This is a genomic window from bacterium, assembly GCA_040755795.1.
Classification (GTDB): domain Bacteria; phylum UBA9089; class CG2-30-40-21; order CG2-30-40-21; family SBAY01; genus JBFLXS01.
In genome coordinates this window covers 1-26,091 of the sequence record JBFLXS010000020.1, presented here as the reverse complement: position 1 = coordinate 26,091, position 26,091 = coordinate 1, and the positions used below count along the sequence as shown (strand labels likewise).

29 protein-coding genes are annotated in these 26,091 nt (G+C 35.4%); 28 read left to right on the top strand and 1 reads right to left on the bottom strand.

What is annotated here, in order from left to right; translation table 11 throughout:
- The first annotated feature begins 159 nt into the window (after nt 1-159).
- From AB1414_02935 to acpS, 28 genes are all read left to right on the top strand, one after another.
- On the top strand, nt 160-1,521 hold the full coding sequence (locus AB1414_02935) for a radical SAM protein (protein MEW6606399.1): 1,362 nt from the start codon (nt 160-162) through the stop codon (nt 1,519-1,521).
- 36 nt (nt 1,522-1,557) lie between these two features.
- Entirely contained in the window at nt 1,558-2,226 is a 669-nt protein-coding gene (locus tag AB1414_02930) for a tetratricopeptide repeat protein (GenBank protein MEW6606398.1), read from the top strand.
- An 18-nt stretch (nt 2,227-2,244) separates the two neighbouring features.
- Nucleotides 2,245-2,964: an ABC transporter ATP-binding protein gene (locus tag AB1414_02925; protein MEW6606397.1), complete on the top strand. Its 720-nt coding sequence runs from the start codon at nt 2,245-2,247 to the stop codon at nt 2,962-2,964.
- 4 nt (nt 2,965-2,968) lie between these two features.
- Nucleotides 2,969-3,736 (top strand): ABC transporter permease, encoded by a 768-nt coding sequence (locus AB1414_02920; protein ID MEW6606396.1) that lies wholly within the window; start codon nt 2,969-2,971, stop codon nt 3,734-3,736.
- Nucleotides 3,733-4,491, top strand: coding sequence for an ABC transporter permease (locus AB1414_02915; protein ID MEW6606395.1), 759 nt, complete (start codon nt 3,733-3,735; stop codon nt 4,489-4,491). The genes AB1414_02920 and AB1414_02915 overlap by 4 nt, the downstream gene beginning before the upstream one ends.
- Nucleotides 4,492-4,496: 5 nt before the next feature.
- Nucleotides 4,497-5,342, top strand: coding sequence for a hypothetical protein (locus tag AB1414_02910; GenBank protein MEW6606394.1), 846 nt, complete (start codon nt 4,497-4,499; stop codon nt 5,340-5,342).
- Between the two features lie 28 nt (nt 5,343-5,370).
- A complete protein-coding gene (locus tag AB1414_02905; GenBank protein ID MEW6606393.1) occupies nt 5,371-6,825 on the top strand; it encodes a radical SAM protein in 1,455 nt (484 codons plus the stop codon).
- A gap of 32 nt (nt 6,826-6,857) precedes the next feature.
- Complete coding sequence (locus tag AB1414_02900; GenBank protein MEW6606392.1) at nt 6,858-8,705, top strand: cobalamin-dependent protein; 1,848 nt, start codon at nt 6,858-6,860, stop codon at nt 8,703-8,705.
- A gap of 20 nt (nt 8,706-8,725) precedes the next feature.
- Nucleotides 8,726-9,946: an FtsX-like permease family protein gene (locus AB1414_02895; protein MEW6606391.1), complete on the top strand. Its 1,221-nt coding sequence runs from the start codon at nt 8,726-8,728 to the stop codon at nt 9,944-9,946.
- A gap of 42 nt (nt 9,947-9,988) precedes the next feature.
- Complete coding sequence (locus AB1414_02890) at nt 9,989-10,756, top strand: methyltransferase domain-containing protein (protein MEW6606390.1); 768 nt, start codon at nt 9,989-9,991, stop codon at nt 10,754-10,756.
- A gap of 23 nt (nt 10,757-10,779) precedes the next feature.
- Complete coding sequence (locus tag AB1414_02885) at nt 10,780-11,937, top strand: FtsX-like permease family protein (protein MEW6606389.1); 1,158 nt, start codon at nt 10,780-10,782, stop codon at nt 11,935-11,937.
- Nucleotides 11,938-11,962: 25 nt separating this feature from the next.
- Nucleotides 11,963-13,138, top strand: coding sequence for an FtsX-like permease family protein (locus AB1414_02880; protein MEW6606388.1), 1,176 nt, complete (start codon nt 11,963-11,965; stop codon nt 13,136-13,138).
- Nucleotides 13,131-14,414, top strand: a complete 1,284-nt coding sequence (locus AB1414_02875; protein MEW6606387.1) for a nucleotide disphospho-sugar-binding domain-containing protein — start codon at nt 13,131-13,133, stop codon at nt 14,412-14,414. Before AB1414_02880 ends, AB1414_02875 begins: the two co-directional genes overlap by 8 nt.
- A 42-nt stretch (nt 14,415-14,456) precedes the next feature.
- A complete protein-coding gene (locus AB1414_02870) occupies nt 14,457-15,140 on the top strand; it encodes an ABC transporter ATP-binding protein (GenBank protein MEW6606386.1) in 684 nt (227 codons plus the stop codon).
- 10 nt (nt 15,141-15,150) lie between these two features.
- The gene (locus AB1414_02865; GenBank protein ID MEW6606385.1) at nt 15,151-15,891 is read left to right on the top strand and encodes an outer membrane lipoprotein-sorting protein; all 741 of its coding nucleotides are present in this window, start codon (nt 15,151-15,153) and stop codon (nt 15,889-15,891) included.
- Nucleotides 15,892-15,915: 24 nt separating this feature from the next.
- Nucleotides 15,916-17,112 (top strand): hypothetical protein, encoded by a 1,197-nt coding sequence (locus AB1414_02860; GenBank protein ID MEW6606384.1) that lies wholly within the window; start codon nt 15,916-15,918, stop codon nt 17,110-17,112.
- 25 nt (nt 17,113-17,137) lie between these two features.
- Nucleotides 17,138-17,812 (top strand): ABC transporter ATP-binding protein, encoded by a 675-nt coding sequence (locus tag AB1414_02855; protein ID MEW6606383.1) that lies wholly within the window; start codon nt 17,138-17,140, stop codon nt 17,810-17,812.
- 39 nt (nt 17,813-17,851) lie between these two features.
- Nucleotides 17,852-18,496: a type II CAAX endopeptidase family protein gene (locus AB1414_02850; GenBank protein ID MEW6606382.1), complete on the top strand. Its 645-nt coding sequence runs from the start codon at nt 17,852-17,854 to the stop codon at nt 18,494-18,496.
- Between the two features lie 22 nt (nt 18,497-18,518).
- Nucleotides 18,519-19,772, top strand: a complete 1,254-nt coding sequence (locus AB1414_02845; protein MEW6606381.1) for a beta-ketoacyl-[acyl-carrier-protein] synthase family protein — start codon at nt 18,519-18,521, stop codon at nt 19,770-19,772.
- A gap of 17 nt (nt 19,773-19,789) precedes the next feature.
- Nucleotides 19,790-21,043: a beta-ketoacyl-ACP synthase II gene (locus AB1414_02840; GenBank protein ID MEW6606380.1), complete on the top strand. Its 1,254-nt coding sequence runs from the start codon at nt 19,790-19,792 to the stop codon at nt 21,041-21,043.
- Nucleotides 21,044-21,049: 6 nt separating this feature from the next.
- Nucleotides 21,050-21,331, top strand: coding sequence for a TIGR04076 family protein (locus AB1414_02835; GenBank protein MEW6606379.1), 282 nt, complete (start codon nt 21,050-21,052; stop codon nt 21,329-21,331).
- Nucleotides 21,324-21,578, top strand: a complete 255-nt coding sequence (locus tag AB1414_02830; GenBank protein MEW6606378.1) for an acyl carrier protein — start codon at nt 21,324-21,326, stop codon at nt 21,576-21,578. The genes AB1414_02835 and AB1414_02830 overlap by 8 nt, the downstream gene beginning before the upstream one ends.
- 145 nt (nt 21,579-21,723) lie before the next feature.
- Nucleotides 21,724-21,894: a hypothetical protein gene (locus AB1414_02825; GenBank protein MEW6606377.1), complete on the top strand. Its 171-nt coding sequence runs from the start codon at nt 21,724-21,726 to the stop codon at nt 21,892-21,894.
- Nucleotides 21,887-22,738, top strand: coding sequence for a cyclase family protein (locus AB1414_02820; GenBank protein ID MEW6606376.1), 852 nt, complete (start codon nt 21,887-21,889; stop codon nt 22,736-22,738). Before AB1414_02825 ends, AB1414_02820 begins: the two co-directional genes overlap by 8 nt.
- Before the next feature lie 6 nt (nt 22,739-22,744).
- Nucleotides 22,745-23,185, top strand: coding sequence for an SRPBCC family protein (locus AB1414_02815; protein ID MEW6606375.1), 441 nt, complete (start codon nt 22,745-22,747; stop codon nt 23,183-23,185).
- Nucleotides 23,186-23,211: 26 nt separating this feature from the next.
- Nucleotides 23,212-23,643: an SRPBCC family protein gene (locus tag AB1414_02810; GenBank protein MEW6606374.1), complete on the top strand. Its 432-nt coding sequence runs from the start codon at nt 23,212-23,214 to the stop codon at nt 23,641-23,643.
- 13 nt (nt 23,644-23,656) lie between these two features.
- Nucleotides 23,657-24,811, top strand: coding sequence for an MFS transporter (locus AB1414_02805; GenBank protein ID MEW6606373.1), 1,155 nt, complete (start codon nt 23,657-23,659; stop codon nt 24,809-24,811).
- On the top strand, nt 24,808-25,185 hold the full coding sequence (gene acpS, locus AB1414_02800) for a holo-ACP synthase (protein ID MEW6606372.1): 378 nt from the start codon (nt 24,808-24,810) through the stop codon (nt 25,183-25,185). Before AB1414_02805 ends, acpS begins: the two co-directional genes overlap by 4 nt.
- A gap of 640 nt (nt 25,186-25,825) precedes the next feature.
- Here acpS and AB1414_02795 read toward each other — a convergent pair.
- Nucleotides 25,826-26,091, bottom strand: a 266-nt coding sequence (locus tag AB1414_02795; GenBank protein MEW6606371.1) for a hypothetical protein, incomplete at its 5' end; no start/stop codon positions are given.

The window sequence follows — 26,091 nt, the reverse complement described above, 5'->3', positions numbered from 1 at the left end:
CTCCAAATGTCGATAAAAAGAATGTATTCATCTCTCATCCTCCTTTATTGAGATTTGTTACTATTCTCTTTATCGGCAGGATGAGAGATTTTTTTTAGCTTTTTTTCAAAAATTCACGAAACTCCAGGTACAAGAATACTTCTAAAAATGAGGTGATTAATGTTGAAAGTACTTCTAATATCAACTCACTACTATAAGGGTTCATGGTCTGGTGCGTGTCCAGTACCTCCTATTGGTTTAGGTTATATAGCAGCAACATTGCAAAAAGATGGACATGCAATATCTCTGTGCGATTTATGCTTTAAAGATAAAGATGATATTAGCAACATTATTCACCGAGCAATTACTGAAAGTGATCCAGAGGTAATTGGATTCTCTATAAGAAACATTGATAATACCCTTTATCTGATGTCAGAATTTTACATCCCTTTTGTTAAAGAGATTGTTGAATATTGCAGGTTGTACACAGATGCAGAGATCGTCTTTGGGGGAGCCGGTTTTTCTATTATGCCTGAAGAGATTTTGTATTACTGCAAAGCAGATATAGGTATAGTTGGAGAAGGAGAGTATTCATTTTCAAAGCTTCTAAGAAAGATGGAGACAGGTGAGGATATAAGTACTGTGCAGGGGATTATTTTTATAAAGGATGGTGTTGTTGTTCAAAATAATCCTCAGTACATTGAAAATCTTGATGATATCCCTTTTCCGAGTAGGGAGCTTTATGACAAAGAGTATTATGGTTCTAATAGGATTACTAAGATGGGAATTAATCGAGCAAGAGAGAGCATTCAAACCAAAAGAGGTTGTTCACTATCTTGTATTTATTGTACTTATCCGAATATTGAAGGATGTAAAATAAGATTACGATCTCCTCGAAAAGTAGTTGATGAAATGGAATTAATAAGTAAGGAATATGGTATAGAGGATATTGAAATAGTGGACAGTATTTTTAACATTCCTGTAGAGCATAGTAAAGAAATCTGTGAGGAAATTATACGAAGGAACATTAAAATAAAATGGATATCTTGTCTTAATCCTGGGTTTGTCGATGAAGAGTTATTAAGTCTAATGAAAAAGGCAGGGTGTATACGAGTGGAATTTGGTTCTGATTCAGCCTCCCCAAAGATACTTAAAAATCTATTAAAAAAATTTGACCAGGACGCTATCATCTGGGCATCCAATCTATGTAAGGAAATAGGACTTCCATATTCTCATTATATTATGATAGGAGGCCCTGGAGAAAACTTCCATACCGTAGAGGAGACTCTTATAACAATGGAAAGAATAGATCCAACTGATATACTTGTAACCCCCGGGATTCGAATCTATCCAAGAACTCAATTAGCAGAGATGTCAAGGAGAGAAGGTTATATAAAAGAACATGAAGATTTGCTTGCACCTCACTATTATTTCTCAAAGGATATAGATGAAAAGATAATTGGTTTGTTTGAGCAATATAGTAAGTCGCATCTTAATTGGCATTTTGTTACTATAGATAATCTAAAAGAGTTGCTCTGTTGAAAGAGCGAAAAAGCTTTTACTGAGGAGGCTATTATCATGGAGAAAGAAAAGAGCAGATTAATGGAAGGGAAAGAACGACTTGAGCAAGGAAGATATAGGTTTAATAGAGATATTCTAAAAGAGAGTATATCTATTTTTGAAGAATTGATCAATAAAGAGCCGGATGAGTATCTTTATTACTATTATTTAGGATGTGCATACGAAGGTGTAGCCCTCTTATGCGAAATAAATGGTGACGATGAGGGAAAGAAAGAATGGGGAAAGAAGGTAATTGAGGCAATGGAAAAATCAATAGAATTAAATGATGAGTTTTTAGATTCTCATCGTGCATTAGGGCAAATGTGCGGTTCAATGATTACAGACCCTTTTACTGCTATGAAATATATAAGCAAAGCAGAAAGGGAGATGAGTATTGTTATGAATCTCAATCCTGAAGATCTAAATGTCTGCTTATGGCAAGCAATAAAGTATATAAAAGCTCCTAAGCCATTTGGTGGTAACATCGAAAAGGCAATGGAGAAGTGTCGACAGATAATAGAAACGAATCCTAAATTTGACCAGGCTTATGTATGGTGGGGAATTGCTTGTGAGAAAGATGGGAAGTTAGAAAAGGCTAAAGATTGTTGGGAGAAGGCATTGTCTATCAATCCCAATAATCTTCATGCTCAAAAAAATCTTACCCAAGTTATTAAAATGACTACATAGGATAGAAAGGAGTTTATTATGCTGGCAATAAAGGTAGATAATTTAACAAAATCATTTAAAGATGTTCATGCATTGAAAAATGTTAGTCTTGAGATTAAACAAGGGGAATTCTTTGCTTTGTTAGGCCCAAATGGTGCAGGTAAGACTACCTTTATTAAGATACTCTCCGGACTTTCTCTTCCTTCTAATGGAACAGTGTATCTCAACGGAATCAATGTTGTTATAAATCCTTCCCAGATTAAACAGATGATTGGTGTAGTCCCACAGGATTTAATTCTGTATGATAACTTGAATGGAAGAGAAAATATGGAGATCTTTGGTACACTTTATAACATTGAAAACTCTACTTTATTAAAGAGAATAGATTTAATGCTTAACTTAACAGGAATTACAGATGTAGGGGATAAGATGGTAAAAGAATATTCAGGGGGAATGAAAAGACGGCTTAATTTAGCTGTAGCTCTACTTCATGATCCGAAAATTTTATTTTTAGATGAACCAACAGTTGGATTAGACCCTCATATACGGAAAGGTATATGGGAGTTAATGCGCTCTTTAAATAAGGAAGGTGTTACTATTATATTAGCCACCCACTATATGGATGAAGCAGAATCTCTCTGTGGTCGAATAGGAATACTTAATAAAGGAGAGTTAGTTGTCATTGGAGCCCTTAATGAGATTAAAGAGCAAATTCCAGGAGAGACATTAGATGACATTTTTATCAAATTAGTGGAGTAATGAAATGAATCTCTGGAGAAAGACATTCTGTCTTACATTAGCCAATTTAAAGCCATTAATCCGTAGGAGGACAAATATATTCTTGCTCTGTTCTTTCCCTATTGTTTTTGCCACGCTTTATGGATGGTCATTAAATGCCTTCTCTGAAAGCCAAACTGATACAAATGCCTATTTAGACGGTTTACCAAGTACCATTATCACCATGCTAATGTTTACCTGTTTTAATGGGGCAGGCGTGGCAATTGCTAAGGAGAGAAAGAGTGGTTTGCTTACTCGCTTATTATTATCGCCAACACATCCTGTAGTTATTATGTACACTAAAATATTATTTTTTATGATTATTATATTGATCCAGACTACCCTCCTATTTATAGTTTCAAGGATATTTTGGGGACTTACTACTAATATAGCAACTTTATTTTGTATATTAGTAGTAACAGTATTAATTAGTGTCATAATGACTGGGTTTGGTGTTTTCTTTGCTAATCTTATAAGAACACCAGAGGCAACAGAATATGGTGGTGTAATTATTATCTTCTCTTTATTATTAATAGGTGGATGTTGGGTGCCTATTTATATGTTACCAGAATTTGTTCAATCTGTAGCAAAGGGTCTTCCAATCTTTTATGCCATAAATATTCTAAAGCAGTTGATCCTTTCAGCACAAGGATTAGGTGGTATTATCTTTAATGTTATAATTCTTATGATTATATCAGTACTTTTTACCTTTATAGGCACTACCCAATTTGAGTGGGAGAGGAGGAATGGATGATGATCCCTTTGCAAAAAATAGTTTATCTTGTCATAGCTGATTTAAAACCCTTGATCCGGGAGCGAAAGATTATTGTTCTTCTTCTTGTATTCCCTTTTATTCTTAACTTAATTTTTGGTGCAATGATAAACATATACAATCGAGAGGCATCATATTCAACCTGTTATCTATTAGCTCTGCCTATTGCTATTATTACCGTGGCATTATTTAACTGCTTTAGAAGAGGAAGTCAAACAATTGTTACCCAGCGCGAAAATGGAATACTTGAACGCGTATTATTATCGCCAACGCATCCTGTAGTGATTGTCATTAGTAAGATCTTATTCCTTGAGATTGTTGCTGTAATGCAAATAACTGTTTTGTTTACAATATCGGTATTTTTTGGCTTTAAGGTGTCAAATTTACCTAATATAGTACCGATAATACTTCTATTTACTCTGATGTTAAGTGGATTTAGTATCTTCTATTCTAATCTTATAAAAACAGAAGATGCTGCAGAATATGCTAGTATGCTTATAATTTTCCCTTTATTAATTTTGGGAGGGGTTTGGGTACCCCTGGATGCAATGCCTCCAATTGCTAAAACGATAGCAAAATTTACTCCGTCATTTTATGGCATGGATGCTCTTCAGTTATTAATGTATGGAGAAGGTTTAACCAAAGTTGTTGTTCATATAATAATCTTGGGGATTTTAGCATTTTTGTTTAGCTTTATAGGAATGCTACAGTTTAAATGGGAGAAGAAAAGGAGGTAATTGCCATGAGAAACCTAATTTTATTAACAGTTATAATGATAATTACAACAAAAGCTAACTTATTTTGTCAGGCTGAGGAAATTAACCCTGGTGATAATAACATTAGGATGGAAAAAGAAGAGGGATGTTATCAGGAAATGAAGGTTGGTACTCATACTGTTATCACTAATACTAATAGTGTTAGCTATGAGAAAGAGAATAAATTCTCCAAAGGGAAGAGACTTCTTGAAAAAGGTAGATGGAAATATGATGAGGATATTCTTGAAAATGCCATATTAATCTTTCAGTATATGATTAAGGAAGAGGATAGTAATTACCTCTACTACTATTACTTAGCTTATGCTTATGAAAGATTAATTTTAATCAACGACATAGAAGATAAAAAAGATAAATCAGAAGATTATGCTAAGAAGGCATTGCACATCATTGAAAGGTCTATTCAGTTAAATGATAACTTTCCAGAATCTCACTATATATTAGCACGGATACAGATTCGTTTGGCAAAAGTAAGTTGGCTAATGGGTGCAAGATACGGTCCTAAAATAGGTAAAGAAAGGGATCGGGTTTTAGAACTTAATTCTAATAGTCCACAAGCCAGTCTGTTATTAGCACTGACATATTTAGAAACACCCCGTTTCTTTGGAGGCAATGTGAACAAAGCCATAGAGAAGTTGGAAGAGATTATTAAACTTAACCCTATGTTTGATGAAGCCTATATTCATCTTAGCCAGGCATACAAGAGGAAAAGATGGTACGATAAGGAAAAAGAAATACTGGAGAAAGCATTAAAAATTAATCCTTATAACCTTTATGCCAGGAAGATATTAAAGAAGGTTGTTATTAATAATTAAATTCTGCTTAAGAGAGAGGATTATAGCTATGAAAGTGTTATTGGTTAAACCACCGTATAAGGTTGCATACTTCTATGGGTTAGGAAGACATTTTGTCCCTCCACCTCTGGCAGAGGCATGTCTTGCTGCATGGCTAAAGAAAGAAGGTATTGAAGTTGAGGTATTAGATTGTCAGCGTAAGGATATTGGGTGGGAAAAGTTACCTGCCATTTTAAAAGAAAAGCAGCCAGAGATAGTTGGAGTCTCTGCTTCAATGGCTACCTTTCATAATGATTACATACGTTTCATCAAGATTGCAAAACAAACTAATCCTCGAGTGATAACGGTTGCAGGTGGTGGTCATTTTGGACTTATCCCTAACGAGATTTTTGAATCATGTAAGGAATTGGATTTTCTAGTCATAGGAGAAGGAGAGGTTACACTTACTGAGTTAATCAGAGAAATAGAGAAAGACAAACTATGCTTCAAGAAGATAAAAGGATTAGCTTATATGGAAAATGGTAAAGTTGTAATTACTCCTTCTCGTCCCTTGATACAAGACCTTGATGTTCTTCCATATCCTGATTTTGATCTATTAGATATGGAGAATAACCATTTCTCAGCACTTCCTTCTTCATGGGGCAAATGGACAATATTAGTCACTGCAAGGGGATGTATAGGAAGATGTAACTTTTGTACTGCTCGCTTGTCTCAGCCAGGATATAGAGTTATGTCTTCTAAACGGGCATTTGAATTGCTTCAGGCAGCATGCAAAAGAGGTATAAGAACAATATGGATGGATGACCTTACTTTTAATATTAATAAAAAACGGACTGAAGAAATCTTTGATAGAATAATAGAAAGTGGAATAGAGCTAAATTTAATCTTATTGGGAAGAACAGATTTTATCTGTAGAGATAGAGATATTCTACATAAATACAGGAAGGCAGGGGTCCAAGCAATATTGTTAGGAGGTGAATCTCCAATTCAAGAAGACCTTGATTGTTATCACAAAGGAACTATTTCTCATACTATAGAAGATGCCATCAAATTCCTTAGAGAACATGACATAGCTTCATGGGTCTTCTTTATGATTGGGGAATGGCATCATGATAAAAAGGCTATTATGGAGATATTAAACTATGCTGACAGAGTAGATCCTGATGTAGCTGTCTTTTCGATTGTAACTCCTCTCCCAGGAACAGAATATTTTAAGGAGATGAAAGAAAAAGGTGCCATAGAGATCTTTGACTATACCTACTATGATATGACCTATGCGGTGATGCATACTAAGTATCTCTCTATAGAAGAGATTCAATCTGTCCAAGCAGGAGCACCTATTATATTTTATCAAAATTCAGAAAGAATGGAGAGAAAAGTAAACTCCAAGAATGAGTTTACACGCAACTGGTATGAACGAATAAAGGCATACGCTGGAGGTGTCCATATACATGGTATTAATGAAGGAGCACCGTCAATGGGAAGAATAGTAGAGACTACCTAACCCAATACATCCTCGTATGAAAGGAAAAGATAATGAAAGTATTACTTATTTCAACTAATCAAGCTACTATGCCATATTATGTTACACCTATAGGTTTAGCTTACATTGCGGCAACCTTACAACATAAAGGATATGAGATAGATCTTTTAGACATCTGCTTTGAAAAGGATATTCATAAATCTGTTCAAGAGAAGATTGTAAATTTCGATCCAGATATTATCGGAATTGGAGTAAGAAATGATGAGAATGCAACAATTTCTCCCCCACAACTCTTTATTCCGACAGTTAAAGAGGTTGTTAATGAATGCAAGAAATATAAGAATATACCAATTATTCTTGGTGGAGGGGGATTTTCTAATCTTCCGGAGGAAATTTTACGGTATTGTCAAGTAGATGTGGGTATATACGGCGAAGGAGAATATGCGTTCCCGGAAATTTTGAGAAGAATAGAGAACAATAAAGAGTATTATGATACTCCAGGAGTCGCTTCTTTAAGGGATGGGGTTTTTTCGATAAACCCACCCAGGTTCATTGAAAATCTCGATGAGATTCCCTTCCCGGCAAGAGATCTGTATGATGAGCGATATTATACTAATTGTAATGATATAGGTGGTAAAGCGATAGAAAGTATTCTTACAAAGAGAGGTTGCATTTATAGATGCATCTATTGTACAGACCCATATAGAGAAGGACGGAAGATACGCATGCGCTCGCCGAAAAATGTAGTTGATGAAATTGAGTTCTTAGCTAATGAACGTGGTGTTGAAATGTTGGAAGTAGTTGATAATATATTTACCACACCAGCAGAACATGCAAGAGAAATCTGTGAAGAGATTATTAGAAGGAAAGTAAGGATAAACTGGATATGTCCTGCAAATCCATGTGGACTAACAAAAGAGCTACTAATGGTAATGCAAAAGGCAGGATGTTGTCAACTTGGCTTAGGTATCGAGACAGCATCAAAGGAGATGTTGAAGATTTATAAGAAAGGATTTGACCAGGAGTCTATTTTAAAAGTGACAGATTGGTGTAAAGAACTTGGGTTGGAGTATAACTTTTTCCTTTTGATAGGAGGGCCAGGAGAAGATTATAATACCGTTAAGGAAACGCTTAAGGTAACAGAAAGATCAGCACCTACAGCTGATCCTGGTGTATTAGCGAATGTTGGACTTCGAGTATGGAGAGGTGTGGAGATGTTTGAAATGCTAAAAAGAGAAGGTGCAATGAAAGAAGATGAAGATTTATTATCACCTAAGATGTATCTATCCAAAGGAATAAATGCTAAAGTAGTTGAACTTCTCCAACAGTATGGAGATAAATATTCCAATTGGTTTTTTGTTGGTAGCTCGTTGCAGGATATACTTGAGGATTCTATTAAGAGAGTAAAAAGAGAGTGTGTGTTCATTTCTAAAGAATTAAATGTTACTGTTGAGATTGGTTCTCCTTTTCCAGAGTTCTCTCTACCTACTGTTAGTAGTGATGAAAAAATAAGCCTGCAGAGTTTTAAAGGTAAAGTAATCGTGTTAGTAGTTGGCTCACGCAAGTCTGATACCGAAGCTGAAAAATGGGCAGAAAACACCCGTCACCAATTTAAAAATAATGGTCTATTTTGGGTTCAACAGTTTGCCTCTTGTCCGGAAAAATTGCCTTTTTTCATTTCAAAGAAATTTGTGAGGAGGATGATGAAAAAGGGTAGAGCTCCTGATTCAATGATGACCGACTGGAATAGAAAGGTAACACCAACATTAGGGATTACAGATGATACCATCCCTCATGTCTTCCTTATTGATAAGTTAGGGGTACTTCGTTACAAAGTATCAGGCTGTTTTTCACATGAGAAGATGGATCGATTAAATAAAGAAATAAAAAATATTCTTTAATTTGATTGGAGGGAAGTAGAATGACCAAATTTTTCAAGATAGCAGTAAGGAATGTATTGCGAAATAAGCGAAGAAGTATTATTACAGGGATTGCTATAGGTTTCGGTATGTTAATAATGATCTTCGCCTTAAGTCATGCAGAGGGTCAACATAAGGCTATGATTGGTGCAGTGGTTAAAAATGGGATAGGACATATTCAAATTCACAAAAAGGGATATGTCTCTGCCTTAGACCAATATAAAGATACTCTGGAACTTGCCTTTGATCCTTCTAAAATAGAAGGTATTACTGCTGAGGAAGACCATATCAAATTAATAACTACAAGGGTCAATTTTATTGGATTAGCTAGTAATGGCTATGAAACTGCTCCTGTTATCGGAACAGGTGTAGAGCCAGACAAGGAATTTCAAATATCCAGCAATATCTCGATTATAAAGGGAAGAAAATTATCTAAGAAAGATGATGGTGGTGTAATTATTAACAAAAAGGTAGCCAATGCACTAAATCTTGAAGTTGGGGACCTAATAACAATTCTTGTTCAAACTGTGGATGGGGGATTAAATGGAAGCGATTTAATCGTTGTTGGGATATTTGATCTTACTTCTCAATTTATAAGGACCCCTAATCTCTATATGAATCTTAAAAGTGCTCAGTCTCTTGTCTATCTAGAGGGGAAGGTGTCAGAGACGATAATAGTTGTTGATGATTATAATAATGCTGAATTAATATCGCAATCTCTAAATTCAAAACTCAAAAATGCTGAGTTTGAAGTTCATACCTGGAAGTATCTAGGAAGAAATTTACTGGATATTGCTGCAAAGATGAAGATGGGTATGAGAGTGTGGACTTCTCTTATCATGATAGTTGCTTGTATAGGCATTTTGAATACTATGATAATGGCAGTCTTTGAGCGAATTCGTGAAATCGGAGTCTTAATGACGATGGGGGCACGGAGATCAGAAATTATTAGACTCTTCTTAATAGAAGCAGTTGTTCTTGGTGGTATCGGTTCTGTTATAGGAAGCTCTCTTGGTATCCTGTTAGTTACTATATTAGGACATACAGGGCTACCTCCTATGTTTGAATTCCTTCCATCAGGAGAGTTGACCTATCCGGTTTTAAAGGTAAGCGATACCCTTATTTCAATCTTGGTGGCAATAATAATATCCGCAATATCAGGAATTTACCCTGCTGTTATGGCATCAAGGCTAAAGCCAATTGAATCACTAAGAACCACATGATTTTATGTGGGAAGGCTACTAACTTATTTAGGAGGGATAAAAATGACCAGAGGAGTAGGAACACAGACATTCTTTGATAATTTGTCCGAAAATTATGATGATTACTTAAGTTCCATGGATAGTTACGGTGCAATAGTACAAACAATCCGTGAGAAGACTTCAGTACAGGAGAAAGATACGGTTTTAGATATCGGGATTGGTACTGGTAGAATTGCGATAGCATTAGCGAGACTCTGTGGAAAAGATGGAAAGGTAATCGGAATAGATATTTCTTCAAGAATGCTACAGGTAGCAAGACAGAATATAGAAGAAGCAGGTCTTTCTGATATGTTTGAGTTGTATGAGGGAAATGCAGAAGATTTTTCCCTAAAAGAGGATCTTGCAGATATTGTTGTTTGCGCATCTGTATTTCGCTACTTCCAAGATCAAAAAGAGATGTTGTCTAAGATACATAGGGTGTTAAAGAGTGGTGGCAGGTTAGTACTCCTTGATATCAGTCTACCAGAGAACCCGGAAAGTTTTCGATATAAAGTAAGTAAGATAATTTGGGGGAATACAATAAGGACTCCGGATGAAATGCGTTCCTTTATTGAAGAATGCAAATTGTTTCGTAATGTGGAAACAGAAAAGAAAACACTATCAGTACCTCCAGGGACCAGAGAGAAGATAATAGCAAAAATAAGTGAAGGTAGCGGTGGAGAGATTGGACAAAGAATACAAGAGGCATTTGCTAAACATATTGCTGAAGGAAATGAACTTGAACCTCCTCCGACAGAGTTTGATTTTCATGTGACTACGGCAATTAAATAAAAATAAAATTGGGGTAAATTTTGATGGTTGATATAGCCTGGAAAAATATCAAGAGAAGAAAGATAATGTCAATTCTCATTATCTTAGGGGTAACAGCTTGTATTCATCTTATGGTTATCCTTCTGTGCATGACGATTGGTAGGACTAAAGAGATGCATAAAGAGTTATCAATTTATGCTGGAAAGATATTTATTCAGGCATCTGGTCCTGAGGGAATTGGGGGTGAATTTCCGCCTTTCTCAAGTCGAATTAGTTCCAGTATTCTTCAAGATGTGCTAAAGATAAACCATATTAATTCTGAATCCACTATTCCTCTCCTTTTTGTATCTGTAGTGCCTCCCTCTTTTCCTGGTGCACCACCAGAGGTTTTGGCTGTAGGCATACCACCGGGCAAAGAGAAAATATATACTGGAGATTTAGAAGGAATAGGCGAACTCTTTTTTTCAATATCTGATGAGAAAGCTGTTATTTTAAGTAGTGGTGCTGCTAAGTACTATATGAAAGAAAAAGGGGATAAAATATCTGTTGGAGATAATATAATAATTGGGGAAGAATTGTTTGTAGTCAAGGGAGTTTTGAAAAAACAGAATATTCCAACCTTTGACCATATGATACTTATACCACTTTCTTACGCTCAAGAACTCTTTGAGTGTAGATCTTCTATCTCATGTATATTGGTTAGAGCCGAGTCTAAAACAGAAGGGATGATTGATGAGGTTGCATCAACACTTAAAGAGAATTTCCCAAATCTTGTAGTGATTACTGATAAGGAAAATGTCAAGCATACTAATGAAATATTAGCTGAAATGCGTCGATTCTTTGGTTTGATTGGAGGTAGTGTAAAAGCAACATCTGTAGTAATGATTTTGGTAATAATGATACTGGCTATAAATGCAAGGACTAAAGAGATCGGAACTTTAAGAGCAATAGGTGCAACAAGACGAACTATTCTTTTTACTGTTATACAAGAATCACTTATTTTATCTCTTGTAGCAGCAGTTTTAGGGCTTATTGTATCATATTTACTTATGAAATTTGTATATAATAATGCCAATTATTTTAACCTTCAGGTTGTTTTGGAAATCATTGGCACTGCCGTTATAATTGGAGTGGTTGGTGGTTTGTATCCTGCTATTCGAGCGGTAAAGATTCACCCGTTAGAAGCAATCAGATATAAATGATGATTAATTTAAGGAGAGACTTATTATGATTGATATTGCTTGGAAAAATATTACGAAGAGAAAAACAAGATCGATTCTTACTATTATAGGTGTAGCTTTTTGTATTCAACTTATGATCATCCTTATATCTATCACAGCACACAAGAGTGGGGAAGTACATAAGATGTTATCCCTGATTGCCGGGAAAGTATTTATTCAAGCGCCTGCATCTGAAAAGAGTGAGTTCCCACCACTTTTGAGTAACCTTACTATTGATACTGTACAAGAGATATTAAAGAAAGAATATATTGATCCTGCTTATAGTACTCCTCTGCTATTCAAGGCTATTGTTCCACCCCAATATCCTAATGAACCACCATTAGTTATGGTAGTTGGTATATCTCCTGGTAAGGAAAAGGCGTATATTCAGGATTTAAGACGACAAGAAAAGATGGGAATACTCACAGGAGAGGCTGAGATAGGTGATAACTCTTTTATAAAAGGGGATGAAAAGATAGTTATCTTAGGTAGTGGTGCTGCTAAATACTATGCAAAGAAAGGGAAAATATCAGTGGGAGATAAAATAGTCATTAGGAAAAAGCCATTTGAAGTCAAAGGAGTTCTTAAAGAGACAAGTGTAGCAATTATTGACCGTGCTGTACTTATGCCGTTATCCTATGCTCAAAGACTCTTCGGTTGGGAATCTTTAGTCTCATCTGTATTGGTCATAAAAAAATCAGATATTGACAATGATGATTTTATTAAAATGTTTAAAAGAGACTTCCCCAGACTTGTTATAATTACAGAAGAAAAGAGTAAAAAAAACATTGAGGAAGCCTTAGTAGGGATGCACCAGTTTTTTAATATGACGAATAACACTGCTAAAGGGGCAGCTATAATAATGATTTTAGCAATGATGATAATGGGAGTAAATGAGAGGATAAAAGAGATAGGAACATTACGAGCAATAGGTGCAACAAGACGAACTATTCTTGTCACCATCCTACAAGAGTCTACTATTCTATGTTTTATAGCAGGAATTATGGGAATTATATTATCGTACCTTGTCTTACAATTTGTGTACCACGATACAAGGGTTCTTAATATTAAATCTGCCATAGAATCTGTTGTTATTACTGTTGGGATTGGGATTATTGGTGGATTGTACCCTGCTATCCGGGCAATCAAAATTAACCCATTGGAGGCGATTAGATATGAGTAAATTAAAGGTACTTTGTATACCTTTTGGTCCAGCATTATCTCATGTATTCCATTGTCTATCTGTAGCTGATGCTTTAAAGAAACAAGGACATCAAGTTGTATTTGCTACTGGAAAGGAACGCTGTCAATTTATTAAAGATACTGGGTATGTAGTTTATCCTATTGCAGCAGTGAAAAAAGCAGAAGTTGAAAAGGCAATGGGAATGAATTGGTACACAAAGGAACTTGTTGATCAGTGTGTAGGAGATGAACTGCATGTAATCAATGAATATAAACCCAATGTAATTATCAATAGTTTTTGCCCTACACCTAATATCTCGGCAAGGATAGCCAAGGTACCCAATGTTGGTATAATTAGTAGCCCATTTCTTAAAGGGATTTTAGCAAGAAGCAATAGATCAGAAAAAGAGGTGTTTGCTGAGATAATGGATGGCGAGACAATTCTTCAAAAAATAGGAAATGTTATAAAGATCAAAGTCTTAAAAACACTTCTAAAGACATTTAACAAAAAATGGACGAAGCCTTTTAATATTGTCTTAGAAAAATATGGACTACCGAAGACTGAAAGTATGTTTGATCTCTATCTTGGTGATTTAAATTTAGTAGAAGGGATTCCGGACTTTTGCCCGATAGAGAATTTACCTCCATCAGCATACTATGTTGGTTGTTTAGAATGGGGTGGCCTAGAGAAGGAAATTCCTGATTGGTTGAAAGAACTCGACCATCATTACCCAGTAATATATGTAACCTTGGGAACTAGAGTTAAGAATAAAAAAAAGATTTATCAAAAGATAATTTATGCCTTTCAAGATGCCAAATATCAAGTAATTATTAGTATGGGGGGAGGGGCTGAAACTCTACAAGATTTAGTACCTTACCCTTCTCATATTCGGATAGAGCAGTTTGTCCCAGGACCAACTATGATTAATGCTAGTGATATAGTGATTCATCATGGAGGTTATGGTACTGTCATGGAAACTTTAAGGAGGGGTATACCTAATCTTTGTATCCCTTTTTCTCCTGAGCAGGCAACTGCAGCTCAGGCTATCCATAATGCAGAATGTGGACTACGGTTGACTCCTCATGTACCATTTCAATTTGGATTTCGAAACTTTACCATAGAAGATTTACAGAAGTCTGTGAAAGAAATTCTAAATAACCCTAAGTATAAACAAAATGCAGGTGGTCTGCAGAAGAATATTAACCAATATAGTAGTGAAAAGAAGATAGTAAGGTATATTGAAGAATTTGTTGAAGGGTGGGGAAATAAGAATTAAATAGGTACTACTTTTTAAACTATAGATTAGGAGGTTTTTGGTATGAATAACAAGATTATAGAATTAGAAGAGGTTTGGAAGACTTACTTAATGGGCAGTGTTAAGATCAATGCATTGCAAGGATTAACCATGGAGATAAAAGAAGGAGAGTTTGTTGCCCTTGTTGGACCTTCTGGTTCTGGGAAGTCTACTGCTCTACATATTATAGGTTGCTTAGATATTTCTACCCACGGATCAGTTAAATTTGAGAATCAGAATGTTACAAGACTGAACGATAGGAAACTTACTAATATCAGATCAGCAAAGATAGGATTTATCTTTCAAACATTCAATTTGATTCCTTCCTTAACCACTCTTGAAAATGTAGAGATAGGATTACGATTTGCTAATTCAAACTTATCCAGGGCTACTCGATTTAAAAAGGCGATGGAATCACTTGTACTGGTTGGACTTGAAGATAGAATTAATCATTTGCCTAACGAATTAAGTGGTGGTGAGAGGCAAAGAGTAGCTATTGCAAGAGCTATTGTTAAATCTCCAAAACTACTACTTGCCGATGAACCCACAGGGAATCTTGACAGCAAAACAGGAATGAGAATAGTCAAGATATTGGAAGAACTTCATAGTAATGGGCTCACTATATTAGTAGTAACCCATAATCATGATGTAGCTGCCAAGGCAAAAAGAAAGATGGAATTACAGGATGGAAAAATTATTGAAGGATAGGTGATAGATAATGAAAGTTCAAGATATAACTTTAGTATTAATAATGGGAATAGTAAGTGTTAAACCAGTTGTGGGAGCTGAACTTTCAGCAAACCAAATTGTTGCAACGGCAGATGCAATAATGAATCCGGATGCGGTGGTGTATGTTAAAGAAATGAAGATTGTAAGACCTAAAAGACCTACTAAGACAATGAGGCTGAAGATGTACATGAAAGGAGACAACAAAATATTTTTAGAGTTTTTGGCCCCTCTGAGAGAAAAAGGGAAGAAGGTGCTTAGAAATGGAGATAATATGTGGTTGTATTTGCCAACCATATCAAGGTCAATACGGATTTCGGCCAAACAAAAAACCTTTGGAGGTAACTTCTCTAACGGTGATATTATGAGACTCAATCTGGTAAAAGACTATAATGCAACTTTCGTGGATATAGTAAGGATAGGCGGTATTGAAGCTTATCTCTTAGAACTCAAGGCAAAGGATAGAAGTATATCTTACGACAAGATTATCTATTGGATTCGAAAAGACAATTTTCTGCCTATTAGAAGAGAATTCTATACAAGTTCGGGAAAATTGATAAAAACCCTCACCTTCTCAGGTATTAAAAAGATAGGAGGCCGATTGAGACCAACAGAACTCCGGATGGAAAGTACATTAAGTGATGAAAAGTCCATTATGGTTGATCTCGAAATTGATACCAGCGTTGAGATTCCTGATGAAATATTTACAAAACAATACTTAGAAAGGAACTAAATATAACTAAATATTAATAGTGCAATGAAAAGAATATTTATTACTATAATAGCTATTACTCTTTTATATTCCATAACTCCACCTTTATTTGCAAAGGATAAGAAAGGAAATGAAGGTGAGACCATGTTGAGGAAGATTACGGTTAATGGAAGTAATATAAATACCCTGAGCTACAATAGGCTAAACTCTGAATCACTAATTAATCCTAATAATACACAGAACTTATCTAAAATAGAGAATTCTCTTGAATCAAAAAATAATATGAACATTTACATTGCAAATAATATTGATTTACATCTAAAGACAGCTTTTACTTATGCTACCACCGAATCTACTAATGTGGAAGGGAATATTGATCAAGGATATTGTGATTTAGAATTCTGGGAAGGGGTCTTTTTCCGTATAGGTAAACAGAGGATTGCCTGGGGAACTGGATATGCTTGGAATCCAACTGATTCTATCGAACCATCTAAAGATCCTGCAGAACCCAAACGACAAAATGAGGGTGTAACTGCTTTCAAAATAGTAAATTCTTCAAGCCAATCTTCTTTTACTGGTGTGATAGCAGATGTTAAACTAAAAAATGGAGAAAACGATTGGGGATACGGAGGAAGGTTTGAGACACTTTTTCATAATTTTGATCTTTCGACAAGTATATTTCATACCAAAGACAAATATATCATAGGTGTAGACATGGCTGGATTTATATCAAATGTAGAGATCCATAGTGAGATTGCTGCAAAAGACAGAAGTGATAAAACCTATATTAATAGCTCTTATGTTCAAGAAGAGAAAGGGAAAGGTTGTTTTGTCAAATTTGTACTTGGAGGTTCTTATGTCTTTCCGTCAACCAATACATTTATGATAGAGTATTATTATAATGGAGAAGGGTATAGTAAAACAGAGATGGACAATTTTATTAATTCCATCAAGAATAATCAAGGAGGAGAAGATCTTTTTAACCCCACAGAGATGAGGAAAAACTATCTTATGGTCAGTTTTATCCAGCCGAATATCGCCAATATGATTTCAACTTGTGATACTATTGTTTGGAATTTAGATGATTTAAGTCTAATGGTTCATTCTGATGTTAGCACCATACTATTTCAAGATATAACCTTTACCTTAAAGCACAAATTAAATTTAGGGAAAGAAAATAGTGAATTTGGAATAGATCCAGTAAACTTTAATTTGGGAATTGAAACATCCGTATATTTTTAGAATATTATTCTAAAGGAGGAGGACAATGAAAAGTGTGATAGTAGAGAATGTAACAAAAATCTATCAGTTAGGAAAGATAGAAGTTAATGCTTTACGAGGAATTAGTTTAAAGATAAAGAAAGGAGACTTTCTATCAGTAGTAGGTCCTTCCGGATCAGGGAAAACAACCTTATTGAATTTGATTGGATGTCTTGACAAGCCGACTTCTGGAAAGATTTATATCGATGATAACCAAGATATAACCAGGTTAAATAGTAAAGAACTTACTAAGATAAGAAGGGATAAGATCAGTTTTATCTTTCAGTCCTTCAATCTCATTCCAGTATTAACTGCTTATGAAAATGTTGAATTTCCAATGTTGTTAAAAGGTTCTAATTCTTTAGATCGCCACAAAAAAATCATTTCTGTTCTTGAAGAAGTAGGGTTATCTAATTGTATTCATCATCGTCCGGAGGAACTAAGTGGAGGTCAGAAACAAAGAGTGGCAATAGCAAGGGCTTTAGTAATTAATTCAAGTATAGTTTTGGCAGATGAACCAACAGCTAATCTTGACTCTAAAACAGGTCAAGAGATTATTGATCTTATGCTTAAGATAAATAGAAGAGAGGGTACTACATTTGTGTTCTCTACACATGACCCAGTAATAATGCGATATGCTAGCCAAGTGATAACTCTTCATGATGGGATAGTTGTTAATTGATATTCTTACACCGTAGAGTCAAATGGAAGGAGTAAAATCATGTCTTTAAAGAAAAAAATAGTTATTCTTATATCTCCGTTTCTCTTTATGATTGGTTTAAGATTTGTTTCAACTCTGTCTTGTAGCTTTATGCCTATTTCTCAAACATGGATACCTTTTTTTATCATTTATTATCTATTTTGTTGTACTCTGTTCCCAATGATGGTAGAGAGGAGATATTCATTTTCAATATTTTCAAAATTTGGCTTTAGGCGAATAGGGAGAAGAAGTCTAAAATGGGTATTCTTTGGTCTATGTTTTTCTGCTTTTAGCCTTATTCATATCTTTTTAAAATTCGATGTAAGGCTTCAACTAATAGATATAATCTTGGTCATTGGATTTATTCTTATCAACCCATTTTTTGAAGAATTTTACTGGCGAGGATTCTTATTCGGAAAATTCCAAAACAGGGGATACCTTGCAGCAATATATTCCTCAATAGTATTTGGTATTCACCATCTTGTTGTACGAGGTCAAATATGTAAGTCTTTCTCTCCTCTGGCTATCTTCCTAACCACTGTTGTATCAGGATTAGTTTGGTGTCTGTTATATAAAAAAACAGATAGCTTAATTCCAGGATACCTTTCTCATATCATTGTTAATATTCCTGGAGCTTTAATTTTACTAAATTTGATAACCTTTTGAAAGGTGAAAGGAAAGATCAAAAATGAAAAGACGGGTTGTTATTACAGGTGTGGGGGTAATATCTCCTAACGGTATTGGGAAAGAAAGGTTTTGGAAAGCAACAATATGTGGGAAATCTGGTGTGGAGAGGATTACAAGCTTTGATACTTCAGAGTTTAAATCAAAGATAGCAGCAGAGGTTAAAGATTTTGATCCGAGAAGATTAGGATTAAGAGAAGAGCAGATTCGCAGGATGGATAGATATGTTCAATTTTCGGTAGCGGGAACAAAGATGGCTGTGGAAGATTCTATGCTTAACATGTCTGCGGTGAATAAAGAGAGGGTCGGAGTTAGTATTGCTAATGCTATCTGTGGCACGAAATTTATGGAAGAAGAGTTTCTTATTGTTACAGAAAGAGGGAAAGAGCCTATTAATCCTGAGTATGTGAGTCCATATCTTTATCAAGCTTCAATGTTTAATACTCCTTCAAATGAAATTTCATCTCTATATAGTATCTGTGGAATCTGTAATACCATTTCTACTGGATGTACTGCTGGTGTTGATGCTGTGGGGTTCTCTTGCGAGACAATACTTAATGATGAAGCTGATATAATGATAGCAGGTGCTTCAGAGGCGCCAATAACTCCTATTGCACTTGCCGCCTTTGATGTAATAGGTGCTATCTCAAAAAATGATGAACCTTCACGTGCCTCCCGGCCATTTGATCGCGATCGTGATGGATTCATATTAGGAGAAGGATGTGGTATTCTTATTTTAGAAGAACTTAAACATGCCTTAGATAGAGGTGTTCATATTTATGCTGAGATAATTGGTTATGGTACTACTTGTAATGCCTTCCACATGACTGATCTCTCACCAGATGGAATAGACTTGGCAAGAGCAATTAAGTTGGCAATTAAACATGCTGGTATCAAACCAGAGGAGATAGATTATATTAATGCTCATGGGAGTTCTACAGAACAGAATGATAGAAATGAGACTTCGGCTTTGAAAATTTCCCTGGGAGATCATGCTTACCATGTACCTATAAGTTCAATTAAATCTATGATTGGACATCCTTTATCAGCAGCAAATAGTATCGAGTTAATTGCTTGTAGTTTAATAATAGAGAATAATCTTATGCCACCGACAATAAATTATGAGAATCCAGATCCTGATTGCGACCTTGACTATATCCCTAATAAGGCTAGAGAAGGGAAAGTAGATGTGGTGTTAAAAAATTCTAGTGGTTTTTCAGGTATACATTCTGCTCTACTCCTTAGAAGATATTCCTAACAAAAAGGGAGAAAAGGATGAGTAGAAGGGTAGTTATTACGGGTTTAGGAATAGTTGCCCCAAGCGGAATTGGGAAAAGAGAATTTTGGGAGAATAGCATAAAAGGGGAATCCTATATAGGTAAGATTACAAGATTTGACGCTTCCAAATTCCAATGTAAAATAGCAGGTGAGATTAAAGACTTTAAAGCTGAAGACTACTTCCCTATAAGGTTATTAAGAAAGATTGATAAATTTTCTCAATATGCATTAGTCGCTACTCATTTAGCTATCGAGGATGCTAACCTTAAGTTAGAAAAGGAAGACTTAACCCAAGTAGGAATTATAATAGGTAATTCTCTTGGCGGTCAAGAGTTTTCAGAGACTGAACTGCGGCATCTTCATGCCTCTGGCATTAAAGAAGTCAGTCCATACTTAGCTACTGCTTGGTTCCCTGCTGCTCCCCAGGGACAGATATCAATTTTTTATGGTATTAAGGGCTATAGTAAAACTGTTGTGGCTGACAGAGCAGGAAGTAATGTAGCTGTTGGATATGGTACAAGAGTTATTAAAAGTGGGGATGCAGAGATATTATTTGTTGGAGGAAGTGAAGCTCTTATTACACCCTATGGTTTACTTTGCTGTAGCACATGTACTTTATTGTCAAATAGAGATGGTGATGAATCATCTAAGGTATATAGGCCATTTGATAAAGAGCGGAGTGGTCTAATTATAGGTGAAGGAGCAGGAATTATAGTCCTGGAGGAACTTGAACATGCTCTAAAAAGAAAGGCAAATATCTATGCGGAAGTTATTGGATATGGAATGACTAGTGATGGCTACCACCCTATTCGGTTTTCACCAAATGGGAAGGAGTTTAACAGAGCTATTAAATTAGCCTTACAAATGGGTGGTATCATGCCGAGTGAAGTAGACTACATCTCGGCAGATGGAGTAGCTACTCCTGAAGGCGATAAGATTGAAACTGCTGTTATTAAAGAAGTCTTTGGAGATCATGCTTATAAATTGGCAATAAGTACGCCAAGGTCTATGATTGGAGACCTATTTGGTGCATCAGGAGCTATAGACTTGATAAGCACAGTATTAGCAATGAATAAAGGTGTATTACTACCAACAATAAACTATGAAAATCCTGATCCTGAGTGTGACCTTGACTATGTTCCTAACAAAATCCGCCAAGCAAATATAGATATTGCCCTTCTAAATTTAAGAGGGCAAGGTGGAGTTAATAGCAGTCTATTAATTAAAAAGTTTAATAATTCCAGGAGGTGATAAATTATGCCTGCTCTAATCAAATTTATGGTAAAAGTCCAGAAGGAAACTGGTAGGTGTTTCTATGGTTATAAGGAAGGAGATCAATTTGAATTTGACGGGTTAACCACAGTAGGTGGGTTCTGTGGAGCTGCCTATCATACTATCTTTCCATCATTATTTGCTCTTCGCTTTGGAGCAACATTCCCATTTGAAAAAGAGGAGAAGGTAATACATACAACTTGTCCTGATGGAGGTAAGATAAGTTTTGAAATTAGAAAAATAGAAGAGGAGAAAGGAGATGAGTAAAATGTGTATTGAGGATAGGCTAAAAGGAGTCTTTGTTAAGATAATAGGTTTAAAGGAAAACGAATGGCATCATAATACTTCTTTGAAAGATGACTTGGGTATTGATTCTACAGAAATGGTTGATATTGTGGTTGGGATTGAGAAGGAATTTGGTTTAAATATCTATAGTGATGATTCAGATGATTTTGTTACTGTAAGAGATATAATTGAATATATAAAACAAAAACTTAATAATGAAAAAGCATGAATTGGTTTAAAAAGGAGCCGTATATTATTAAAATAGGGTGTGGCTATTCTTAAACGACGAAAGAACGACAAAAGAACCTTGTAATTACTGAAGTTATGTAAAAAGATAAAATGGAAAAACCTTATTTTTTGCAGAGATATTAACTATGGCCGGTGATATTTCTATAAAAAACAGCCCTTTTGTTGGAAAAATCCATTGTTTGAGCGAAAAAAATACCCTTTTTGAACCTAAAAGTAAGGTAAAAATTCCTTTTGTCCGTCGTCCAAAAGTAGCCACACCCATTAAAATAGAAAGAACGGAGAAAAACTATGGATAATAATTTAAAAATTATTGATTTAAGTATTACTATCGAAGAATGTACTCTGGAACCATTTCCAGTAAAGATTAAGCGTTTAGATCATGTGAAGGGGGCTAGTTATTTGGGACGAGATATCATATTCTCGAAACATAAGCCATTATTGGAGAATCTAAAGAATCTTTTCAGATATCTATGTGGAACAAGGAAACTTACTAAAAATGATTTTCCTAATGGAGAGTTCATTTCTAATGAAAGAATTACAGCCTCTGTCCATACAGGAACTCACTTAGATGCTCCTTATCATTTTGGCTCTTGTTGTGAAAGAAGACCAGCAAAAACAATTGATCAGATACCCTTAGAATGGTGTTATGGAGACGGCGTTGTCCTTAATCTAAGCCATAAAGAACCTGGGGATTCTATACTCCCTGGAGATATAGAAGAGGCTTTGACAAAGATTAAATACAAGATTAAACCATATGATATTGTACTGATTCAGACAAATGCCGACAAATACTGGGGAACAAAAGAATATTACTTTAAGTTTCCTGGAATGAGCCAGGAAGCTACAGCCTGGCTTGTAGAAAGAGGTGTGAAGATAATTGGCATCGACAGTTTAGGTTTTGACCGTCCATTTGACTATATGTTACAAGCCTATTTCAGAACAAAGGATAACAAATATCTATGGCCTGCTCATATATATGGAAGAACAAAGGAGTATTGTCATCTTGAAAGGTTAGCTAATCTTGATCAGATACCCAAGCCATATGATTTTAAGGTTGTATGTTTCCCTATAAAGATAAAGGATGTTGGAGCCAGTTGGATACGTCCTGTAGCAATAATTGAAAATAACGAGAGGAGGTGATATGTAATGGGTTGTACTAAAAACTCAATAATTATCCAATCTGAAATAGATAAGGTTTTCAATATTACTAATGATATTGAGAGGTGGCCTCTGTTGTTTGACGAATCTCAGTCAACCAGGATATTAAGTAGAAATGGGAAAGAAGTTACATTCGAGATGACAAATAAAAAAGGGCAAACATGGTGTTCTAAGAGAATCATCGATAAAGAAAACTATCGTGCCATTGCCCAACGAGGAGAGCCTACATTTCCATATAAGTTTATGAATATTGAATGGCTCTATGAGAAGGTATCTAATGGAACCAAAATGATCTGTATTCAGGAGTTTGAAATGGCACCTGAAGCAGGGGTGACTGATGGGGAAATGGAAGCAAAGATTAATAACCATGTTGTTACAAATTTACAGAAGATTAAAGCTAAGATAGAATCAGGTGTTTTGACTGATTAATTCATTAATGAAAGGAGGAAGGAATAATGGCGCATACGGAGAATTCTATCATTATTGAAGCAGAAAGAGATAGAGTGTTTGATGTTACCAATGACATTGAGAGATGGCCTGAACTCTTCGATGAGTATAAGGAGGCCAAAATTTTGTGTAGAGAAGATAACAAAATCACCTTTCAGTTGACAAATAACGAAGGTAAGATCTGGCGTTCCAGTAGAATACTGGATAAAGAGAACTATCAATGTACTGCCGAGCGGGAGGAACCAAAATTTCCCTTCAAGTTTATGCATCTTAAATGGTTCTATGAAGAAGTTCCTCAAGGAACCAAGATGACTTGGATTCAAGATTTTGAGATGGACTCTGAATCAGGATATACTAATGAGGAAGCAGAAAATGCTATAAACGAACATTCTAAGGTAAATATGGAAAGAATTAAAAAGATAATAGAAACAGAAGGTTAATTTCAGACAGGAGATGAGAAAGATTGCTTATAAAAATATCTATTTAGGTTTATTATGTCTTGAGGCATTTGCTGTAATAATGAATGTAGCTGCAATGTCAGGTTTAGTACCTGCAATTGCTACTACATTCCATATCTCAAACTTTACAGCAGGAAAGATTATAGTTGTCTACATGATTCCTTATGGCATTTCAGCTCTTTTCTACGGATATATAGGAGATAGAGTAAGTAAAAAAGCAGTTAAGGTCACTTGTTCGTTAGCCTTTGTGATTTTTAGTATTCTATGTGGGTTAGCTATTTCATTTAAAGCAATTATAATCTTCCGGGGCTTATCTGGAGTTGTAGCAGCATCAACAATACCAATTTCATTAACCTTAATTGGAGATATGTTCCCTAAAGAAGAAAGAGGAAGGGCAGTGGGGATATTCTTAAGCACAACCTATTTTTCAACTGTTTCAGGTGTGTTCTTGAGTGGCATACTTAATTGGAGATGGATGTTCCTCTTGCCAGCTTTGGTTGGATTAGTCGCCTGGGGATTAATATTCTTCTTCCTTCCTGATTCAGAAATTACATATAAAGGAGAGAGAGAAACTTATTGGAAAATATTATTTTCTAAGGAGGGAATAATGGTTTATTGCTATATAATTCTGACAAGCTTTATGATGAATGGCATCTACTCATGGTTAGGAGTATTCCTCTATCAAGAGCATCAAATGGGGCAGTTCCAAATTAGCACTCTTCTTACTTTAACAGGAATTGGTTCAGTATTTGGTGGTTTAATTGGTGGAATTTTATCTGATAAATGGGGAAAGGTAACAATGGTCATTTCAGGATCATTTCTTACTGCAGCAGCAGTGCATATATTTACCTCTCAAATTCTATTTATATCGATTGCAGTAGCTTTGTTGATTTATGGAATAGGTAGGACAATCAACCATGGTTCACTTGTCACTATGTTAACAGATTTTCCTACTGAATCACGAAGCAAAGCTGTATCGCTGAATAGTTTTATCCGTTTTATAAGTGGCGGGATGGGTACAATAATAACTGGAGTTTTTGTAAGAGAGGATTTTCAAAGTACTTTTACAATATACGCAATCATCCTTATACTATGTAGTGCGGTGGCATATCCTATTTTGACTCCCAAAAGGATGTTGATGTTAAAATGATCTACGGTATTGGAAATGATATTATTGAAATATCTAAGATTAAAAAATCAATATTAAGCTCAAATGGTGCCTTTCTTATGAGAGTATTTACTGATTATGAGATAAAATATTGTAATAGTAAAAAAAATAGATATCAGCATTATGCAGTTAGATTTGCAGCTAAGGAAGCTTTGATGAAAGCCATAGGTATAGGGTGGCAAAAGGGTGTAAAATGGAAAGATGTTGAGGTAAGAAATGGGGAATTAGGTAAACCCACCCTCAATTTATATGGTAAGGTAAAACAATTAGTTGATGAAATGGGAGTGAGAAATGTGTTGGTTACCCTTTCTCATTGCGAAGAGTATGCGGTGGCAGAAGTGGTTTTGGAGAATTAATGTTAAATCGGAACTTCCGCACTAATTTTTACACAACGTCAGCAAAGTCAAGGAGATATAGAATTTTTTCTTTTAAATCGTGCACACGATTATTTTTTTATTTTTATTAACAGCAATTCTCGGTGAAAAAAAGGAGTGAGTAATCATGGGGATTTAATGGGATGGTAAGAAATATTTTCGACCTGTGCAGGTAGGTTTATTCAAGATGGTAGGCAGAGTAGGTATGTGGGTAGTAGAAGTGAAATATTTTGCCTCAGATGTAATTTTGGTCAATAAATTTCCCTTAAATTTGAGGGATAAATTGGCCTAAGAAATGGGGTTAAGAGGGATGGCAAGTAGGATTAAATAATCCTGAGAGAGAGATATTTAAAGGAATATTTTGGTCTATTTTATTATTTTAGGGATTAAGGTAAGGATGGAGGACCTGCCAGAGATGGGTTTCTGACAGATCCTGAGATAAGGTTATGGGATGAGTTATTTTTAAGCTTGTTGGAGATTATCCTGATTTAAGTCAAAGAGACGGATAGAGGAAGCGAGGATATACTCTGGTTGATCAAAGAATGTAGGTAACTGCTCATCATCAAGTGGCAATCTGCACCTTACAGTTTCAACAGCCACATAATATCTAAAGAACCGTTTTTTATGGCGAATGGCCACATGGATAACAAACTGCACTTGTCTGCCCGATCATCTCTGCTAAGGATGGCAGCCTGTATTCTCCAGAAAGTCTATCGTATAAATACTTACGAAAATTCACTCCAAGTTTTCGACATGTATCTTTAATTGACAAAAATGTCTCCCAACTCCGTGTCCCTTCCTCACTTCTGGTCTGTATGCTGATCTTGCGTTTTACAACATATTCCCTTACAGCTAATTCTGCTGGATTGTTGTGCAATGGTACTTCGG

What these genes read in the sequence shown, in the direction of transcription:
- AB1414_02935 (MEW6606399.1), top strand. Translation starts at nt 160, where the DNA reads ATGTTGAAAGTACTTCTAATATCAACTCACTACTATAAGGGTTCATGG.
- AB1414_02930 (MEW6606398.1), top strand. Translation starts at nt 1,558, where the DNA reads ATGGAGAAAGAAAAGAGCAGATTAATGGAAGGGAAAGAACGACTTGAG.
- AB1414_02925 (MEW6606397.1), top strand. Translation starts at nt 2,245, where the DNA reads ATGCTGGCAATAAAGGTAGATAATTTAACAAAATCATTTAAAGATGTT.
- AB1414_02920 (MEW6606396.1), top strand. Translation starts at nt 2,969, where the DNA reads ATGAATCTCTGGAGAAAGACATTCTGTCTTACATTAGCCAATTTAAAG.
- AB1414_02915 (MEW6606395.1), top strand. Translation starts at nt 3,733, where the DNA reads ATGATGATCCCTTTGCAAAAAATAGTTTATCTTGTCATAGCTGATTTA.
- AB1414_02910 (MEW6606394.1), top strand. Translation starts at nt 4,497, where the DNA reads ATGAGAAACCTAATTTTATTAACAGTTATAATGATAATTACAACAAAA.
- AB1414_02905 (MEW6606393.1), top strand. Translation starts at nt 5,371, where the DNA reads ATGAAAGTGTTATTGGTTAAACCACCGTATAAGGTTGCATACTTCTAT.
- AB1414_02900 (MEW6606392.1), top strand. Translation starts at nt 6,858, where the DNA reads ATGAAAGTATTACTTATTTCAACTAATCAAGCTACTATGCCATATTAT.
- AB1414_02895 (MEW6606391.1), top strand. Translation starts at nt 8,726, where the DNA reads ATGACCAAATTTTTCAAGATAGCAGTAAGGAATGTATTGCGAAATAAG.
- AB1414_02890 (MEW6606390.1), top strand. Translation starts at nt 9,989, where the DNA reads ATGACCAGAGGAGTAGGAACACAGACATTCTTTGATAATTTGTCCGAA.
- AB1414_02885 (MEW6606389.1), top strand. Translation starts at nt 10,780, where the DNA reads ATGGTTGATATAGCCTGGAAAAATATCAAGAGAAGAAAGATAATGTCA.
- AB1414_02880 (MEW6606388.1), top strand. Translation starts at nt 11,963, where the DNA reads ATGATTGATATTGCTTGGAAAAATATTACGAAGAGAAAAACAAGATCG.
- AB1414_02875 (MEW6606387.1), top strand. Translation starts at nt 13,131, where the DNA reads ATGAGTAAATTAAAGGTACTTTGTATACCTTTTGGTCCAGCATTATCT.
- AB1414_02870 (MEW6606386.1), top strand. Translation starts at nt 14,457, where the DNA reads ATGAATAACAAGATTATAGAATTAGAAGAGGTTTGGAAGACTTACTTA.
- AB1414_02865 (MEW6606385.1), top strand. Translation starts at nt 15,151, where the DNA reads ATGAAAGTTCAAGATATAACTTTAGTATTAATAATGGGAATAGTAAGT.
- AB1414_02860 (MEW6606384.1), top strand. Translation starts at nt 15,916, where the DNA reads ATGAAAAGAATATTTATTACTATAATAGCTATTACTCTTTTATATTCC.
- AB1414_02855 (MEW6606383.1), top strand. Translation starts at nt 17,138, where the DNA reads ATGAAAAGTGTGATAGTAGAGAATGTAACAAAAATCTATCAGTTAGGA.
- AB1414_02850 (MEW6606382.1), top strand. Translation starts at nt 17,852, where the DNA reads ATGTCTTTAAAGAAAAAAATAGTTATTCTTATATCTCCGTTTCTCTTT.
- AB1414_02845 (MEW6606381.1), top strand. Translation starts at nt 18,519, where the DNA reads ATGAAAAGACGGGTTGTTATTACAGGTGTGGGGGTAATATCTCCTAAC.
- AB1414_02840 (MEW6606380.1), top strand. Translation starts at nt 19,790, where the DNA reads ATGAGTAGAAGGGTAGTTATTACGGGTTTAGGAATAGTTGCCCCAAGC.
- AB1414_02835 (MEW6606379.1), top strand. Translation starts at nt 21,050, where the DNA reads ATGCCTGCTCTAATCAAATTTATGGTAAAAGTCCAGAAGGAAACTGGT.
- AB1414_02830 (MEW6606378.1), top strand. Translation starts at nt 21,324, where the DNA reads ATGAGTAAAATGTGTATTGAGGATAGGCTAAAAGGAGTCTTTGTTAAG.
- AB1414_02825 (MEW6606377.1), top strand. Translation starts at nt 21,724, where the DNA reads ATGGCCGGTGATATTTCTATAAAAAACAGCCCTTTTGTTGGAAAAATC.
- AB1414_02820 (MEW6606376.1), top strand. Translation starts at nt 21,887, where the DNA reads ATGGATAATAATTTAAAAATTATTGATTTAAGTATTACTATCGAAGAA.
- AB1414_02815 (MEW6606375.1), top strand. Translation starts at nt 22,745, where the DNA reads ATGGGTTGTACTAAAAACTCAATAATTATCCAATCTGAAATAGATAAG.
- AB1414_02810 (MEW6606374.1), top strand. Translation starts at nt 23,212, where the DNA reads ATGGCGCATACGGAGAATTCTATCATTATTGAAGCAGAAAGAGATAGA.
- AB1414_02805 (MEW6606373.1), top strand. Translation starts at nt 23,657, where the DNA reads ATGAGAAAGATTGCTTATAAAAATATCTATTTAGGTTTATTATGTCTT.
- acpS (MEW6606372.1), top strand. Translation starts at nt 24,808, where the DNA reads ATGATCTACGGTATTGGAAATGATATTATTGAAATATCTAAGATTAAA.